The organism is Pseudomonas sp. DD1 (assembly GCF_044510355.1).
Lineage (GTDB): Bacteria > Pseudomonadota > Gammaproteobacteria > Pseudomonadales > Pseudomonadaceae > Aquipseudomonas > Aquipseudomonas shahriarae.
The window spans coordinates 125,984-142,181 of the sequence record NZ_MSAJ01000007.1 but is presented as its reverse complement, the minus strand read 5'-3'; the positions used below and the strand labels follow the sequence as shown (position 1 = coordinate 142,181).

The following is a 16,198-nucleotide window of genomic DNA, read 5'->3' as shown; positions in this document are numbered from 1 at the left end:
TTGACTCTCAAATGAGAATCGTTATGATTATCACAACTGGTCGCGAGATCAGCCGATAGCTGAAAGACCCTTGGTTCGGACTCTCAGTTTATCTCCTCATCAGGCTAATCACGGTTATTTGACCCGGCTCTTGCCGGGTCTTTTTTTGCCTGGGTTTTATGAACCCGGTACATCGCTGCAGCCACGACGAACCTCAGCGGGCAATGACCAATGGATGACCTAGTTCAGGATGGGGCTGCACCAGCACATCCAGGCCAAACACGGCCTTGAGCAATTCCGGGCGCAATACCTGCGCCGGCGTACCCAGGGCATGGGGGCGGCCGTTTTCCAGCAGCAGAATGCGGTCACAGTAGCGCGCCGCCAGGTTCAGGTCGTGGAGGATCACCAGCACAGCCGCGCCACGATCAGCAAAGCTGCGGATCGCCTGTAAGGTGGTGTGCTGGTGCAGCGGGTCGAGCATCGACGTCGGTTCGTCCAGCAACAATGTCTGCCCCGCCTCGCCCGGCCAGAGCTGCGCCAGCACTCGCGCCAGGTGCACGCGCTGGCGCTCGCCGCCAGACAAGGCCAGGTAACTACGCCCGCTCAAGTGGCTCACGTCAGCGGCCTGCAAGGCGGCGTCGATGATTTCAGCGTCGCGCGCCCGACCGGTCTGATGGGGCAGTCGCCCCATGCCCACCACTTCCTCGACGCGAAACGCGAAATCCAGGGTCGACACCTGGGGCAGCACTGCCAGCCGCTGGGCCCGTTGCGCCCCCTGCCAATCCTTGAGTTCGCGGTCATCCAGCCAGACCTGGCCTTCATCCGCCTGCAACTGCGCACACAACGCGCCCAGCAACGTACTTTTACCGGCGCCATTGGGGCCGAGCACACCCAGGACTTCACTGGGCTTCAGGTCCAGGGTCACGTCGGTCAATACGGTTTTTCGACCGCGGCGGATCTGCAGGTTTTCCACTCGCAGCATCAGGCGCGCCCTCGCAACAGCAGGTAAAGAAAAAACGGCGCGCCAATAAAGGCGGTAACAATGCCAATGGGCAACTCAGCGGGCGCCAGGGCCAGGCGGGCCACCAGGTCGGCGAATAACAACAGGCTCGCCCCCGCCAACACCGAGGCCGGCAGCAGCACGCGATGATCCGGCCCCGCCAGCAGGCGCACCAGATGCGGCACCACCAGCCCGACAAAACCGATCAGTCCGGCAGCGGCGACTGCTGCGCCAACCCCCAGGGCCGTGCAAAACACCAGCTCACGTTTGAGCCCCTCGACATTGATCCCCAGATGACTGGCTTCCGACTCCCCGAGGAGCAAGGCATTGAGCGCCTTGGCCCGGCGCGGCAGCCACAGCGCCACCCCGGCACTGACCAGCAGCAACGGCCACAGCCGCGAGTAACTGGCGCCATTGAGGCTGCCGAGGTTCCAGAACGTCAGGGTGCGCAAGGTGGCGTCATCCGCCAGGTAAGTGAACAGGCCCACCGCCGAGGCCGCCAGGGCGGTCAGGGCGATACCGGCCAACAGCATGGTTGCGACATTGGTCTGGCCATCACGCCGGCCCAGGCGATAGACCAGCGCCGTCACGCCCAAGCCACCGAGGAATGCACACAGCGACAGCAGATACGGCCCCACCGCATCCGGCAGGCCACCAAAGGCCGCGCCACCGACGATAGCCACCGCCGCCCCGAGCGCGGCGCCACTGGACACACCGACCAGCCCCGGGTCGGCCAAGGGGTTGCGAAACAACCCCTGCATGGCCACCCCCGACAGCGCCAGCACCCCGCCGACCGCCAACCCCAACAAGGTGCGCGGCAAACGGATCTGCCCCAGAATCAACTCTGCCTGCTCCAGCCCCTGAGCCTCAAGGGGCACGCCAAGCAAGCGTAACGCGGCGCGCAATGTGTCGAGCAACGGCAGGCTGACCGGCCCCAAAGCCAAGGACAGCCAGATCGCCAATACACACAACAGGCTCAGGCCTATAAACAGAGCGCGTGGTTTAACCAGAGTGGTCATGGGGCGGCTTGGGTTTTAGCGGGGTAGAACCCGGCGGACAAGGCTTGCAGGCTGGCCGGCAACCGTGGGCCCAGGCCCCCGACCAACAAGGTGGGGTCCAACTCAACGACCCGACCGGTCTTGGCCGCCGAGGTGTTCGCCAGAATCGGATTTTCCTTGAACAAGGCTGCGCGGGCCGCCTCGCCACTCAGGGCACGGTCGGAGAACACCAGCACTTCAGGGCTCAGCCCCGCCAGGGACTCCACCGAAAACGGCTTGTACCCGGTGTGCGTCGCCAGATTGCGCCCACCGGCTTGTTGCAGTACCCAATCGGCGGCGGTGTCCTTGCCGGCGATCAATGGCTTGCCGCCAGCATGCCCGAGCACCAACAGCACGCCTGGGGCCTTTTGCCGGGTTTGCGCCTGGGTCACGGCGGCTTTTTGCAGGTTTAGTTGCTGTTGATACGTACTGAACAGCGCCATGGCCCGGTCTTCAGCCCCCAGCAACGCGCCCAAATGTTGCAGGTTGCCTTGCAGGGTCGGCAGGTCCGGCTGTGCGGAGAACAGCTCCACTTGCACCCCGGCATTGCGAATCTGCGCCAGCACCGGGGGCGGTCCCATTTCCTCAGTGCCCACCAGGATTTGCGGGCGCAGGCTCAAGATCCCTTCGGCCGACAGCTGGCGCTGGTAACCGATACTGGGTAATGCCTTGAGCGATTGTGGGTGCTGGCTAGTGGTATCGACGCCCACCAGCTTTGACTCGCCCCCCAGGGCCACCACCCACTCCGACAACGCCCCGCCGGCGCTGACCCAGCGTTGTGGCGGTTCAGCGGCTTGCGCCACGTGGTTGACCAGCAGTCCGACAACAAGCGCAATAGCGCTGGTACTCAGGCGCATAAAAGGGTTTCCTTCCAGGGGGTGGAGCCAGTCATGCGACCGTCTGAGCACGCAGTCAGCTAACAGGCGAAGCCGGCATTTGATAATTGTTTGCATTTGAACGTCAAGCACCGGGCTCACCCGCAAACCCCGGATCACTCTACAGCCCTTGACCCGCATCACCTGAGAACGCTTATGAAGTTTCTATGCCCCTCCCACGAACTGGCACCCGACAGCAGCCGCGGCTTCGATATCGACGGCCGCAAGCTGTTTGTCGTGCGCCGCGAAGGCCGGGTGTATTTCTATATCAACCGCTGCCCTCATCGCGGCGTTCCGCTGGAATGGCAGCCGGACCGGTTTCTCGATCCCAGCGCGAGCATGATCCAATGCGCCACCCACGGCGCGTTGTTTCTGATCGAAAACGGTGAGTGCGTGGCCGGCCCGTGCGCGGGCCAAAGCCTCAGCCCCCTGCCCGGCCGCGAAGACGCACAGGGGTTGTGGGTGCAACTCTAGTCGTTGAGCAACACCGTCAATGGCCGATCAATATAGATTTGCTGCGCCCCCACCTGCACGCCGTACGCCAGGACTTCCACCCCGGCAGCTTTGGCTTCACGCAGTGCCGCCGCGTAGCCCGCGTCGATTTCCTCGGCCGGCCTTACGCTGTCGATGCCCGACAGGTTCACACAGTACAACTGCACCGCCCGCACGCCGCTGCGGGCCAAATGCGCCAATTCGCGCAAATGCTTGGCCCCACGCTGAGTCACCGCATCGGGAAACGCCGCGACAGAGGTGCCGTCAAACCCCAGGGTGACACTTTTGACTTCGACATAGGCCGCGCCGTCGGGATAGTCCAGGCGAAAGTCGATGCGGCTTTTTTCCTGGCCATACGGCACTTCACGCTTTAGTCCGGTAAAGCCATTGAGCTCGGTGATCACCCCGGCATGCAGCGCTTCTTCGACCAACGGGTTGGCGCGCGCGGTGTTGACGCACGCCAGGCGACCCTGGGGCGTTTCAGCGATTTCCCAGGTGCCCGGCAGCTTGCGCTTGGGGTCGTTGGAGCGGCTGAACCAGACTTGTCCGCCCTCGACCATGCAGTTGAACATCGAGCCCGTGTTCGGGCAGTGAATGGTGAGCAACTCGCCGGTAGCGGTTTCGATATCGGCCAGAAAACGCTTGTAGCGGCGAATCAGCCGACCTTCTTCGAGGGGAGGATGAAAGCGCATCAGCCTTGCCAGCTCCGCAAACCACGGGCAATCCGCTCCACCGCTTCCTGTAGTCGATCGAGATTTTGCGTGTAGGCAAAACGCACATGATGCCCCGCCTGGAAGCGACCGAAATCCAACCCGGGCGTGAATGCCACGTGCTCGGTTTCAAGAAAATGCCGGCAAAATGCAAAGGCATCGCCACCAAAGGCGCTGATATCGGCATACAGGTAAAACGCCCCTTCAGGCTCGACCGCAATACCAAAACCCAACTCGCGCAAAGCCGGTAGCAAAAAGTCACGCCGGCGACCGAATTCAGCCCGTCGCTCTTCAAGGATCGCCAGAGTCTGCGGGGTAAAGCAGGCCAATGCCGCATGCTGGGCCATGCTCGGCGCGCTGATGTACAGGTTCTGCGCCAGCTTCTCCAGTTCGCCCACGGCTGCGGGGGGTGCCACCAGCCAGCCCAGACGCCAGCCAGTCATGCCGAAATACTTCGAAAAACTGTTTAAGACAAACGCCTCGTCATCCACCTCCAGCACGCTGGCCGCGTCAGTGCCGTAGGTCAGGCCGTGATAGATCTCATCCACTACCAGGTGGCCGTTGCGGGCCTTGATCGCGCTGGACAGGCCCGCCAGTTCATCACGGGTCAGGATGGTCCCGGTCGGGTTGGCCGGCGAGGCGACCAAGGCCCCCACGCTGTCCTGATCCCAGTAGCGCTCCACCAGATCGGCAGTCAGTTGGTAGCGCACCTCGGGGCCGACCGGCACCAGTTGCGCCGCACCCTCCACCAAGCGCAGGAAATGCCGGTTGCAGGGGTAGCCCGGGTCCGCGAGTAGCCAATGCTTGCCGGGGTCCACCAGCAGGCTACTGGCCAGGAGCAAGGCCCCGGAGCCGCCCGGGGTGATCAGGATGCGCTCGGGGTCGATACTCAAGCCATAACGCTGCTGATAGAAACCACTGATGGCCTCGCGCAGTTCCGGCAAGCCACGGGCGGCGGTGTAGCGGGTTTTGCCGTTGGCCAGCGCGGCCTGGCCGGCCTGGATGATCGGTTCGGCGGTGGTGAAGTCCGGCTCGCCGATTTCCAAATGAATCACATCATGGCCTGCGGCCTGTAGCTCATTGGCCCGCGCCAGTAACGCCATGACATGAAAAGGTTCGATAGCTCGACTGCGAGCACTGTAGGGCTGAGCCATTAGCCTTCCTTAACAATGAGGACAAAATCGGGATTCTACCGAACCCGCGAGGTAAAACATGCTCTATTGCCTGCCTGGCCCAGGGCAATGAGCCGGGCAAGCACCTGCAAAACGACTAAAATCAACATTCGAGACAATGTATACCCAGCCATTGCCGGTCGCAGCAGTTTGCAACCCCGGCACGACGGGCCTCGACAACCGGGAGTGGCGCACCCCGAAGCTATCTGGTAAGTTCGCCCGCTTGCAGCCGCAGGGCCGGCAGGTGTCGGTGATGTTGCAATCCTGCGCAATGGATTAGAAGAGTGAGAGGCGGTCTATTCATGTCCACCCAAGCAAAGCAACAGCAGACTCAAGGTCTCGGCGGCTTCGAACCTTACGTAGAAAAGAAGGGCGAAGAATACATGGGCGAGCCCATGCGCGAGCACTTCACCAAGATCCTGAACAAGTGGAAACAGGACTTGATGCAGGAGGTCGATCGTACCGTTGGCCATATGAAGGACGAAGCAGCCAACTTTCCTGACCCGGCAGACCGTGCCAGCCAGGAAGAAGAATTTGCCCTGGAATTGCGTGCGCGCGATCGCGAGCGCAAGTTGATCAAGAAGATCGACAAGACGCTGCAACTGATCAAGGACGAAGAATACGGCTGGTGCGAATCCTGTGGCATCGAGATCGGTATTCGTCGCCTGGAAGCCCGTCCTACCGCAGACATGTGTGTGGACTGCAAGAACCTTGCAGAAATCAAGGAAAAACAGGTCGGCAAGTAATCCCTGCCGGGCCGAACAAATGGGGCGTGCAAACGCCCCATTTTTGTTTCTGGGGTTTGGCGGTTTTCCAGTAATATCCAGGCCATGACAGCCTCTCCTTATATCGGGCGTTTCGCCCCCACCCCCAGCGGCCATTTGCACTTCGGCTCCCTGGTTGCCGCCCTCGCTTCCTATCTCGACGCCCGCGCCAATCAAGGCCGCTGGCTGATGCGCATGGAAGACCTCGACCCTCCCCGTGAAGAGCCCGGCGCCCAGGCGGCGATCCTGCATGCTCTGGAAAGCTATGGTTTTGAATGGGACGGGGAACTGGTCCGACAAAGCGAGCGGCATGATGCCTACGCCAAAGTCCTGAACGACATGTTCAACCATGGCCTGGCCTACGCCTGCACCTGCTCACGCAAGCAACTGGAACCGTATAACGGCATTTACCCGGGCCTGTGCCGCAACGCCGGCCACGCTCAGCAGGATGCCGCCATTCGCCTACGGGTACCCGAACTGGAATACCATTTCACCGACCGTGTACAAGGCCAATTCCGACAACACCTGGGCCGCGATGTAGGCGATTTCGTCATCCGCCGCCGCGACGGCCTGTATGCCTACCAACTGGCGGTGGTGCTCGACGATGCCTGGCAAGGTGTCACCGATATCGTGCGCGGCGCCGACCTGCTGGACTCCACGCCGCGCCAGCTGTACCTGCAAGAACTGCTGGGCCTGCGCCAGCCGCGCTACCTGCATGTACCGCTGATCATCCAGCCGGACGGTAACAAGCTGGGTAAATCCTACCGCTCGCCACCGCTAACGCCCGACCAGGCCACACCTCTGCTACTCAGGGCCCTGCGCGCCCTCGGCCAGCAGCCGGGGGATGAGCTGCTCCACGCCAGCCCACAGGAACTGCTGGGTTGGGGCATCCAGCACTGGGATGCCACCCGGATCCCGCGCACACTGACCCTGGCCGAAGCGCAATTGCACTGAAGACGCTTGCAGCCTGCCAACCATCCGTTAACATCGCCGCAGTTTTTCAATCAGAGGCCAACATGTACATCTATCGATTGGTCCTGCTGCTGGTCGTCGGGATCTACCTGTTTTCTCCCGCCATCATGGACTGGTGGATCGACGCCACGGGCGCCTGGTATCGCCCCTATCTGCTGTGGTTGATCCTGATCGTCGTGACTTTCATCCTGCAGAGCCAAAAAGATGCCGATGAGCTTTAGCCTGACCCAGATGCTGCTGATCAGCGCCGCCTACCTGGCCGCGCTGTTCGGAGTGGCCTGGATCAGTGAGCGTGGGATGATCCCGCGGGCGATCATTCGCCACCCGCTGACCTACACCTTGTCCCTGGGCGTCTACGCCAGCGCTTGGGCGTTCTATGGCACGGTGGGCCTGGCCTACCAATATGGCTATGGGTTTCTTTCCAGCTACCTCGGGGTATCCGGGGCCTTCCTGCTGGCGCCGGTGCTGCTGTACCCGATCCTGAAAATCACCCGCACCTACCAACTGTCGTCGCTGGCTGACCTGTTTGCCTTCCGCTTTCGCAGCACCTGGGCCGGCGCGCTGACCACGATCTTCATGCTGATCGGCGTGCTGCCGCTGCTGGCCCTGCAGATCCAGGCAGTGGCCGATTCCATCGGTATTCTTACCCACGAGCCGGTGCAACATCGGGTGGCCCTGAGCTTTTGTGCGCTGATCACCCTGTTCACGATTTTTTTCGGCTCGCGGCATATCGCCACCCGGGAAAAACACGAAGGCCTGGTGTTTGCGATTGCCTTCGAGTCGGTGATCAAGCTGATCGCCATCGGTGGCGTGGGCCTGTACGCGCTGTACGGGGTGTTCGACGGCCCGCAACAGCTTGAGCTGTGGCTGCTGCAAAACCAGACCGCCCTCGCCGCCCTGCACACCCCGCTGCAAGAAGGCCCCTGGCGCACGTTGCTGCTGGTGTTCTTTGCCTCGGCCATCGTCATGCCGCACATGTACCACATGACCTTCACCGAGAACCTCAACCCGCGTTCGCTGGTCAGCGCCAGCTGGGGCCTGCCCCTGTTCCTGTTGCTGATGAGCCTGGCGGTGCCGCTGATCCTCTGGGCCGGGCTGAAACTGGGGGCCACCACCAACCCGGAATACTTCACCCTCGGCATCGGCATCGCGGCCAACAGTAAATCCCTGGCGCTGCTGGCCTATGTCGGTGGGTTATCGGCGGCCAGTGGCTTGATTATCGTCACCACCCTGGCGCTGTCGGGCATGGCCCTCAACCACCTGGTGCTGCCGCTGTACCAGCCGCCCGCCGAAGGCAATATCTACCGCTGGCTGAAATGGACACGCCGCGCGCTGATCGTGGCCATCATCATGGCCGGCTATGGCTTCTACCTGCTGATGGCGGCCGAGCAAGACCTGGCCAACCTCGGCATTGTGGCCTTCGTCGCCACCTTGCAGTTCCTGCCGGGGGTGTTGTCGGTGCTGTACTGGCCAACCGCCAATCGGCGTGGGTTTATCGCCGGGCTGCTGGCGGGGATCCTGGTGTGGCTGGTGACCATGCTGCTACCGCTGGTCGGCAACCTGCAGGGTTTCTACATCCCGCTGCTGAACATGATCTACGTGCTGGATGACACCAGTTGGCACATGGCAGCCATCGCCTCGCTGGCGGCCAACGTACTGATGTTCACCCTGATCTCCCTATTCACCAACGCCAGCCCCGAAGAAACCAGCGCCGCCGAAGCCTGCGCGGTGGATAACGTACGCCGCCCGCAACGCCGCGAACTGCATGCCGCCTCGCCCCAGGAATTCGCCACGCAACTGGCCAAGCCCCTGGGCGCCAAGGCTGCACAAAAGGAAGTGGAACAGGCACTGCGCGATCTGTACCTGCCTTTCGACGAGCGCCGCCCCTATGCCCTGCGCCGCCTGCGCGACCGCATCGAGGCCAACCTGTCCGGGTTGATGGGCCCCAGCGTGTCCCAGGACATGGTCGAGACGTTCCTGCCCTACAAGGCCGGCGGCGAAAACTATGTAACTGAAGATATCCACTTTATCGAGAGCCGGCTGGAAGACTACCACTCACGCCTCACCGGCCTTGCCGCCGAACTCGATGCCCTGCGCCGCTACCACCGCCAGACCCTGCAGGAACTGCCCATGGGCGTGTGCTCCCTGGCCAAGGACCAGGAGATCCTGATGTGGAACAAGGCCATGGAAGAGCTGACCGGCATCGCCGCCCAGCGCGTGGTCGGCTCGCGCCTGACCACCATCGGCGATCCCTGGCGAGAGTTGCTGCAGGGCTTTATCAACCTGCCAGACGAACACTTGCACAAACAGCACCTGGCCCTGGATGGCCAGACCCGCTGGCTGAACCTGCACAAAGCGGCCATCGACGAACCCCTGGCCCCAGGCAACAGTGGCTTGGTATTGCTGGTCGAAGATCTCACTGAAACCCAGATGCTCGAAGACAAGCTGGTGCATTCCGAGCGCCTGGCCAGTATCGGGCGCCTGGCGGCAGGCGTGGCCCACGAGATCGGCAATCCGATCACCGGTATCGCCTGCCTGGCGCAAAACCTGCGCGAGGAGCGCGAAGAAGACGACGAAATCACCGAAATCAGCGGGCAGATCCTCGAGCAGACCAAACGCGTCTCGCGCATCGTGCAATCGCTGATGAGCTTCGCCCATGCCGGCGGCCACCAGAATCACGATGAAGCGGTGTGCCTGGCTGAAGTCGCCCAGGATGCCATTGGGCTGCTGGCCTTGAACCGGCGTAATTTCGAAGTACAGTTCTATAACTTGTGCGATCCGGAACACTGGGTGGTCGGCGACTCACAACGCCTGGCCCAGGTGCTGATCAACCTGCTGTCCAATGCCCGCGACGCGACACCCGCCGGCAGTGCGGTAAGGGTCAAGAGCGAGGCTTACGAGCACACGGTAGACCTGATCGTCGAAGACGAAGGCAGCGGTATTCCACAGAACATCATGGACCGATTGTTCGAACCCTTCTTCACCACCAAGGATCCTGGTGAAGGTACCGGTCTGGGCCTTGCACTGGTCTATTCCATCGTTGAAGAGCATTATGGACAAATCACCATCGACAGCCCGGCTGACACCGAAAGCCAACGCGGCACCCGTATTCGGGTGACCTTGCCGCGTCATGTCGAAGCGACGTCCGCTGTGAACTGAGACCGTCGAGAGAATTGAATCAATGCCGCACATTTTGATCGTCGAAGACGAAACCATTATCCGCTCTGCCTTGCGTCGCCTGCTTGAACGTAATCAGTACCAGGTCAGCGAAGCCGGCTCGGTGCAGGAAGCCCAAGAGCGTTTCAGCATTCCCACATTCGACCTAATTGTCAGTGACCTGCGCCTGCCTGGCGCGCCCGGTACCGAACTGATCAAGCTGGGCCAGGGCACGCCGGTGCTGATCATGACCAGCTATGCCAGCCTGCGCTCGGCCGTAGACTCCATGAAGATGGGCGCGGTGGACTACATCGCCAAGCCCTTCGACCACGACGAAATGCTCCAGGCCGTGGCGCGCATCCTGCGTGACCGCCAGTCGACCAACAGTGCCCCGGCGGAACGGCCGGCCGGCAAGACCGCCAGCGACAAACCCGGGGTCGACAACAGCAATGGCGAGATCGGCATCATCGGCTCCTGCCCGCCCATGCAGGACCTGTACGTCAAGATCCGCAAGGTTGCGCCCACGGACTCCAATGTCCTGATCCAGGGCGAGTCCGGCACCGGCAAAGAGCTGGTGGCCCGCGCCCTGCACAACCTGTCCAAGCGCGCCAAGGCCCCGATGATCTCGGTGAACTGCGCGGCAATCCCCGAATCCTTGATCGAATCCGAACTGTTCGGCCACGAGAAAGGTGCCTTTACCGGCGCCAGCGCCGGACGCGCCGGCCTGGTGGAAGCGGCGGACGGCGGCACGCTGTTCCTCGACGAAATCGGTGAGCTGCCCCTGGAAGCCCAGGCACGCCTGCTGCGCGTATTGCAGGAGGGCGAGATTCGCCGGGTCGGCTCGGTGCAGTCACAAAAAGTCGATGTGCGCCTGATCGCCGCGACTCACCGGGACCTGAAGAGCCTGGCGAAAATCGGCCAGTTCCGCGAAGACCTGTATTACCGCCTGCACGTAATCGCCCTCAAGCTGCCGGCCCTGCGCGAACGCGGTGCCGACGTCAACGAGATTGCCAATGCATTCCTGTTGCGCCAGAGCGCGCGCGTCAACCGTACCGACCTGACGTTTGCGGCCGACGCCGAGCAAGCTATCCGCCACTATTCGTGGCCAGGTAACGTGCGCGAGCTGGAAAACGCCGTGGAGCGGGCTGTGATTCTTTCGGAGAGCCCGCAGATCTCCGCCGAGCTGCTGGGCATTGATATCGAACTGAGTGACCTGGACGATGACGACTTCATTGGCCTGGCACCACAACAGGGCGGCAGTAACACCAGCCATGAGCCTACGGAAGACTTGTCCCTGGAAGACTACTTCCAGCACTTCGTCCTGGAGCACCAGGACCATATGACCGAGACCGAACTGGCGCGCAAACTGGGCGTCAGCCGCAAGTGCCTGTGGGAACGGCGCCAGCGCCTGGGCATTCCACGGCGCAAGACCGGGGTTGCCAGCGAAAGCTGAGGTCAACTCACATTGGGTAACACCCCAAACGTGAAAAAACTGTTACCTCAGATATTCACGTAACAAAAAGCCGGGGCTTACGGTAACGAAGCCCCGGCTTTTTTTCGTCCTCCAAACACCCAAAACCCGGCCAACCCCCTGATTTTGCTGGGGCTCGCAAAAGTTGGCACGCACCCTGCTATATGCTTAGTACAAGAACAATAAAAAGCACCGTACACACACAATAAAAATAAGACGAATCGACTCACGCACAATAAAAACAACACGGCGGAGGCGCAGCTAACTGATTCTTTTGGAGAGGCGTTGCATTTGGGGCTTGCCCCGCAACCAGGCCGAGAACAACAAAAACTGCCCTAAGGCAGAGCCTGAACTGGTTGGATCATTGATCATCGCAACACAGCGACCAAAGCAATCCGTTTGCTCTTGACTCCCGATTGGGAGTGTCATGAAGGTCAAATCTCATGGCGAGGGCGATCAACAAAAACAAGAAGCCCGAAACCAATAATAAAAATAGAGCACGCAACTACTTTCTGGGGGAGCTTCGGCTCCCCTTGTAGTTTCTGTGATTTGAGCGCCACACCGGCTTATTTAAGCATCTGGCTCAACGCTTGCAGCTAGTTCCTACACCATCCCCTGACTAAATGCTAGAATCCCGGCCCATCATGCGGTCATTCTTCGTTATGGCCGAACATTCCTTCAAACAGTGCATCCCATGCTGAAGAAGTTGTTCCAGTCATTCCGTTCCCCCTTGCGTCGTACGCAACACATTCGCAGCACGCCTGAAGTGCTCAACAGCAATCAACATTCGCTGCAGCGCGCCCAGTTCAGCCGTTATGCGGTGAACATCGTCGAACGCCTGCAGAACGCTGGCTACCAGGCCTACCTGGTCGGTGGTTGTGTGCGCGACATGTTGCTCAACATCACTCCCAAGGATTTCGACGTCGCCACCAGCGCCACGCCTGAACAAGTGCGTGCCGAGTTTCGCAACGCGCGGATCATCGGTCGGCGCTTCAAGTTGGTGCATATCCACTTTGGTCGCGAGATCATCGAGGTCGCCACCTTCCGAGCAGGCCACCCGCAAAACGATGAAGAGGAAGACAGCAACCAGTCTTCCCGCAACGAAAGCGGACGCATCCTGCGGGACAATGTGTACGGCACCCTGGAAGAAGACGCGCAACGCCGCGACTTCACCATCAATGCCCTCTATTACGATCCGGTCAGCGAGCGCATCCTCGATTACGCCAACGGCGTACACGATATTCGCAACCACCTGATCCGCCTGATCGGCGACCCTACGCAGCGCTACCAGGAAGACCCGGTGCGCATGCTGCGGGCCGTGCGCTTTGCCGCCAAGCTGAACTTCGGCATCGAGAAACACACGGCCGCGCCGATTCGCGAGCTGGCGCCGATGCTGCGGGAAATCCCTTCGGCACGCCTGTTCGAGGAAGTGCTCAAGCTGTTCCTTTCCGGGCATGCCGCCGACACCTTCGAAATGCTGGTGGACCTGCAGTTGTTCGACCCACTGTTCCCGGCCAGCGCCGATGCACTGGAGCACAACCCCACGTACACCCACACGCTGATCAGTGAAGCGTTGATCAACACTGACCTGCGGATCAAACAGAACAAACCGGTGACCCCGGCATTCCTGTTTGCCGCCCTGCTCTGGCCGGCGCTGCCCGCCCGCGTGCTGCGCCTGCAGAACCGTGGCATGCCGCCGATTCCTGCGATGCAGGAAGCGGCGCACGAGTTGATCGCCGAGCAATGCCAGCGCATCGCAATCCCCAAGCGCTTCACCATGCCGATCCGCGAGATCTGGGACATGCAGGAACGCCTGCCCCGGCGCAGTGGCAAACGTGCCGACCTGCTGCTGGACAATCCGCGCTTCCGTGCCGGCTATGACTTCCTGCTGCTGCGTGAAAGCGCCGGCGAGCAGACTGATGGCCTGGGCGAATGGTGGACCGACTACCAGGACGCCAATGACAGCGAACGTCGCGAGATGATTCGTGAACTGAGCAGCAAAGGCGAACCCACTGGCGACGGCCCGAAAAAGCGCCGCCGTAGCAGCGGTAGCAAACGCAAGCGCAGTGCCGCCGATACCTCTGGCGAATAAGCACCGTGGAGCGTATCTACATCGGTATGGGCAGCAACCTCGCTGCCCCGCAACAGCAATTGCGCAACGCCATCGAGGCGTTGGCGCAGTTGCCGAACACCACATTCGTCGGTGTTTCTGCCTTCTACCAAAGTGATTCCCTACTTCCCGGCCAGCCCCGCTATACCAATGCGGTGGCGGCGCTGGACAGTACCCTCGCGCCACTGGAACTGCTGGATGCGCTGCAAGCCATCGAGAACGACCAGGGCCGCGAACGCCTTGAGCGCTGGGGCCCGCGCACCCTGGACCTGGATATCCTGCTGTTTGGCGATCGCCTGATTGATGAGCCGCGCCTCAAGGTGCCTCATTACCAGATGCATCTAAGGGCTTTTGTGTTGTATCCACTTGCCGAACTGGCACCGGCCACTTTGCAACTGCCTGACGGTCGCCTACTCAGTGATCTGCTCGATCAATGCCCATTCGTCGGCCTGGAACGCCTGCCTCCTGCTTGACTCAAGCCCTGTAGGCGCTGGCCGAACACGCCTTTTACCTGCTGAATCGCATCAGTAACAGCGGTAACACCCCGCTCGTAACAATGCGGTAACACATCCAATTGACTTCCAGAGTCCTCCTCACGACTATAGGCGTCCCGCTGCCGCCAACCCGGCGCTGAAGGGCGCAATCCAGGCCTTATAAGCACTGCTCTGAAGAAAGTGCGCCTGTATAAACGAAGACTCACGCGCGTTACTCGCTGTTTCCAAGCGCCTGAACGAGGACCCTTTTCATGCCAGACATTACCCTGACCACCTTGCAGAGCCTCAAACTCAAGGGTGAAAAAATCACCATGCTGACCTGCTATGACGCCACGTTCGCCCAGGCTTGCTGCCAGGCCGGGGTCGAAGTGTTACTGGTGGGCGACTCCCTGGGCATGGTTCTTCAAGGGAATGACAGCACCCTCCCGGTCACCACCGATGAACTCGCCTACCACACCGCCAGCGTCAAGCGCGGTAACGAAGGCGCCTTTATCATCGCCGACCTGCCGTTCATGGCTTACGCAACGCTTGAGCAGACCTTCCAGAACGCCGGCAAGCTGATGCAGGCCGGGGCACATATGATCAAGGTCGAAGGTGCCTTGTGGCTTGCCGAGTCGATCCGCTTGTTGGCCGAACGCGGCGTTCCGGTATGCGCACACATGGGCCTCACGCCACAGTCCGTCAATATCCTGGGTGGCTACAAGGTCCAGGGCCGTAATGAAGCCCAAGCCCGGCAGATGCGGGCCGACGCCATCGCCCTGGAGCAGGCCGGCGCTGCAATGATTGTGCTCGAGTGCGTGCCTAGCGAACTGGCGGAAGAAATCACCCAGGCGGTGAAAATCCCGGTGATCGGCATTGGCGCCGGCAGCGCGACCGACGGCCAGGTCCTGGTGCTGCACGACATGCTCGGCCTGAACCTCACCGGCCGCGCCCCCAAATTCGTGAAGAACTTCATGACCGGCCAGGACAACATCCAGGCCGCGCTGAGCGCCTATGTGGCTGAAGTCAAAGCCGTTACCTTCCCTGGCCTCGAACACGGATTCTCTGCATGAACACCGTAAAAACCCTGCGCGAACTGCGGGCCGCCGTCACTCACGCGCGTAACGCCGGCAAGCGCATTGGCTTCGTGCCGACCATGGGCAACCTGCATGCCGGCCACGCTACGCTGGTGACGCGCGCCGCCGAACAAGCCGACTTCGTGGTGGCGAGCATTTTCGTCAACCCGCTGCAGTTTGGCGCCGGTGAAGACCTGGACAAGTACCCGCGCACTCTGGCCGCCGACCAGGAAAAGCTGCTGGTGGCGGGCTGCAACCTGCTGTTCGCCCCCACCGTCGACGAGATGTACCCCGACGGCATGACGGTGCAGACCCGGGTCAGCGTGCCGCAACTGTCCGAAGGCCTGTGCGGCGCCAGCCGCCCGGGTCACTTCGAGGGCGTGGCGACGGTGGTGAGCAAGCTGTTCAACATGGTCCAGCCTGACCTCGCAGTGTTCGGGCAAAAGGACTACCAGCAACTGGCGGTGATCCGCGCCATGGTGCGCGACCTGAACATGCCGATCCAGATCATTGGCGAGCCCACCGTGCGCGCCGAGGACGGCCTGGCGCTGTCCTCGCGCAACGGTTACCTGACTGAAGAACAGCGCGCCATCGCCCCGGTGCTGTACCGCAGCCTCCGTCATATCGCCGCCGCCATTGAAAACGGCGACCGCGACTTCGCCAAGCTAAGGGCCGAGCAGGTCCAGCACATCGAGGCCGCCGGCCTGCGCATGGACTACCTGGAAGTCTGCCAGGGCCAGCACCTGCGTCCGGCAACCGCCGAGGATCGTGATGTGGTGATCCTGGTCGCCGCGTACCTGGGCGCGACCCGGTTGATCGACAACCTGCACCTCAACCTCAGCGCTTAAGCCTGGCAATCTCCCCATGTGGGAGCGGGCTTGCCCGCGATGGCGGACGGTCAGTCGATGTAT

At 61.5% G+C, this 16,198-nt stretch carries 15 protein-coding genes; 10 read left to right on the top strand and 5 right to left on the bottom strand.

What is annotated here, in order from left to right:
- Window positions 1–193: 193 nt before the first annotated feature.
- Genes PSFL_RS06235 through PSFL_RS06225 form a run of 3 tightly spaced genes read right to left on the bottom strand, consistent with a single transcriptional unit; the run spans window position 194 to window position 2,873 of the window.
- On the bottom strand, window positions 194–961 hold the full coding sequence (locus PSFL_RS06235; RefSeq protein WP_057440153.1) for a heme ABC transporter ATP-binding protein: 768 nt from the start codon (window positions 959–961) through the stop codon (window positions 194–196).
- On the bottom strand, window positions 961–1,998 hold the full coding sequence (locus tag PSFL_RS06230) for an iron ABC transporter permease (RefSeq protein WP_057440154.1): 1,038 nt from the start codon (window positions 1,996–1,998) through the stop codon (window positions 961–963). Before PSFL_RS06230 ends, PSFL_RS06235 begins: the two co-directional genes overlap by 1 nt.
- Window positions 1,995–2,873 (bottom strand): hemin ABC transporter substrate-binding protein, encoded by an 879-nt coding sequence (locus PSFL_RS06225; protein WP_057440155.1) that lies wholly within the window; start codon window positions 2,871–2,873, stop codon window positions 1,995–1,997. Before PSFL_RS06225 ends, PSFL_RS06230 begins: the two co-directional genes overlap by 4 nt.
- A gap of 174 nt (window positions 2,874–3,047) precedes the next feature.
- On the opposite strand from PSFL_RS06225, the gene PSFL_RS06220 reads away from it, so the two are divergent.
- Window positions 3,048–3,365 (top strand): Rieske (2Fe-2S) protein, encoded by a 318-nt coding sequence (locus PSFL_RS06220; RefSeq protein WP_057440156.1) that lies wholly within the window; start codon window positions 3,048–3,050, stop codon window positions 3,363–3,365.
- Here PSFL_RS06220 and sfsA read toward each other — a convergent pair.
- Entirely contained in the window at window positions 3,362–4,075 is a 714-nt protein-coding gene (gene sfsA, locus PSFL_RS06215) for a DNA/RNA nuclease SfsA (RefSeq protein ID WP_057440157.1), read from the bottom strand. The two genes, PSFL_RS06220 and sfsA, sit on opposite strands and share 4 nt — an antisense overlap.
- Complete coding sequence (locus tag PSFL_RS06210; protein ID WP_057960645.1) at window positions 4,075–5,247, bottom strand: pyridoxal phosphate-dependent aminotransferase; 1,173 nt, start codon at window positions 5,245–5,247, stop codon at window positions 4,075–4,077. The genes sfsA and PSFL_RS06210 overlap by 1 nt, the downstream gene beginning before the upstream one ends.
- A gap of 320 nt (window positions 5,248–5,567) precedes the next feature.
- Between PSFL_RS06210 and dksA the strand changes: the two genes are divergently transcribed.
- The 9 genes from dksA to panC all read left to right on the top strand — a co-directional run bounded on the left by dksA (window position 5,568) and on the right by panC (window position 16,135).
- Complete coding sequence (dksA, locus tag PSFL_RS06205; RefSeq protein WP_057440158.1) at window positions 5,568–6,011, top strand: RNA polymerase-binding protein DksA; 444 nt, start codon at window positions 5,568–5,570, stop codon at window positions 6,009–6,011.
- A gap of 84 nt (window positions 6,012–6,095) precedes the next feature.
- Window positions 6,096–6,983, top strand: coding sequence for a tRNA glutamyl-Q(34) synthetase GluQRS (gene gluQRS, locus PSFL_RS06200; protein ID WP_198849295.1), 888 nt, complete (start codon window positions 6,096–6,098; stop codon window positions 6,981–6,983).
- Window positions 6,984–7,045: 62 nt separating this feature from the next.
- Window positions 7,046–7,222: a hypothetical protein gene (locus tag PSFL_RS06195; RefSeq protein WP_003176118.1), complete on the top strand. Its 177-nt coding sequence runs from the start codon at window positions 7,046–7,048 to the stop codon at window positions 7,220–7,222.
- On the top strand, window positions 7,206–10,160 hold the full coding sequence (locus tag PSFL_RS06190) for a sensor histidine kinase (protein ID WP_170045325.1): 2,955 nt from the start codon (window positions 7,206–7,208) through the stop codon (window positions 10,158–10,160). Before PSFL_RS06195 ends, PSFL_RS06190 begins: the two co-directional genes overlap by 17 nt.
- Window positions 10,161–10,182: 22 nt before the next feature.
- The gene (locus tag PSFL_RS06185; protein ID WP_169989894.1) at window positions 10,183–11,610 is read left to right on the top strand and encodes a sigma-54 dependent transcriptional regulator; all 1,428 of its coding nucleotides are present in this window, start codon (window positions 10,183–10,185) and stop codon (window positions 11,608–11,610) included.
- A gap of 712 nt (window positions 11,611–12,322) precedes the next feature.
- Window positions 12,323–13,720, top strand: a complete 1,398-nt coding sequence (locus PSFL_RS06180; protein WP_057960649.1) for a polynucleotide adenylyltransferase PcnB — start codon at window positions 12,323–12,325, stop codon at window positions 13,718–13,720.
- A 5-nt stretch (window positions 13,721–13,725) separates the two neighbouring features.
- Window positions 13,726–14,211 (top strand): 2-amino-4-hydroxy-6-hydroxymethyldihydropteridine diphosphokinase, encoded by a 486-nt coding sequence (folK, locus tag PSFL_RS06175; RefSeq protein WP_057440161.1) that lies wholly within the window; start codon window positions 13,726–13,728, stop codon window positions 14,209–14,211.
- Window positions 14,212–14,483: 272 nt separating this feature from the next.
- Window positions 14,484–15,284 carry a 3-methyl-2-oxobutanoate hydroxymethyltransferase gene (gene panB / locus PSFL_RS06170; RefSeq protein WP_057960650.1) on the top strand — a complete coding sequence of 267 codons (801 nt, stop codon included), beginning with the start codon at window positions 14,484–14,486 and terminating at the stop codon, window positions 15,282–15,284.
- Window positions 15,281–16,135 (top strand): pantoate--beta-alanine ligase, encoded by an 855-nt coding sequence (gene panC, locus PSFL_RS06165; RefSeq protein ID WP_115127385.1) that lies wholly within the window; start codon window positions 15,281–15,283, stop codon window positions 16,133–16,135. Before panB ends, panC begins: the two co-directional genes overlap by 4 nt.
- Window positions 16,136–16,198 lie beyond the last annotated feature (63 nt).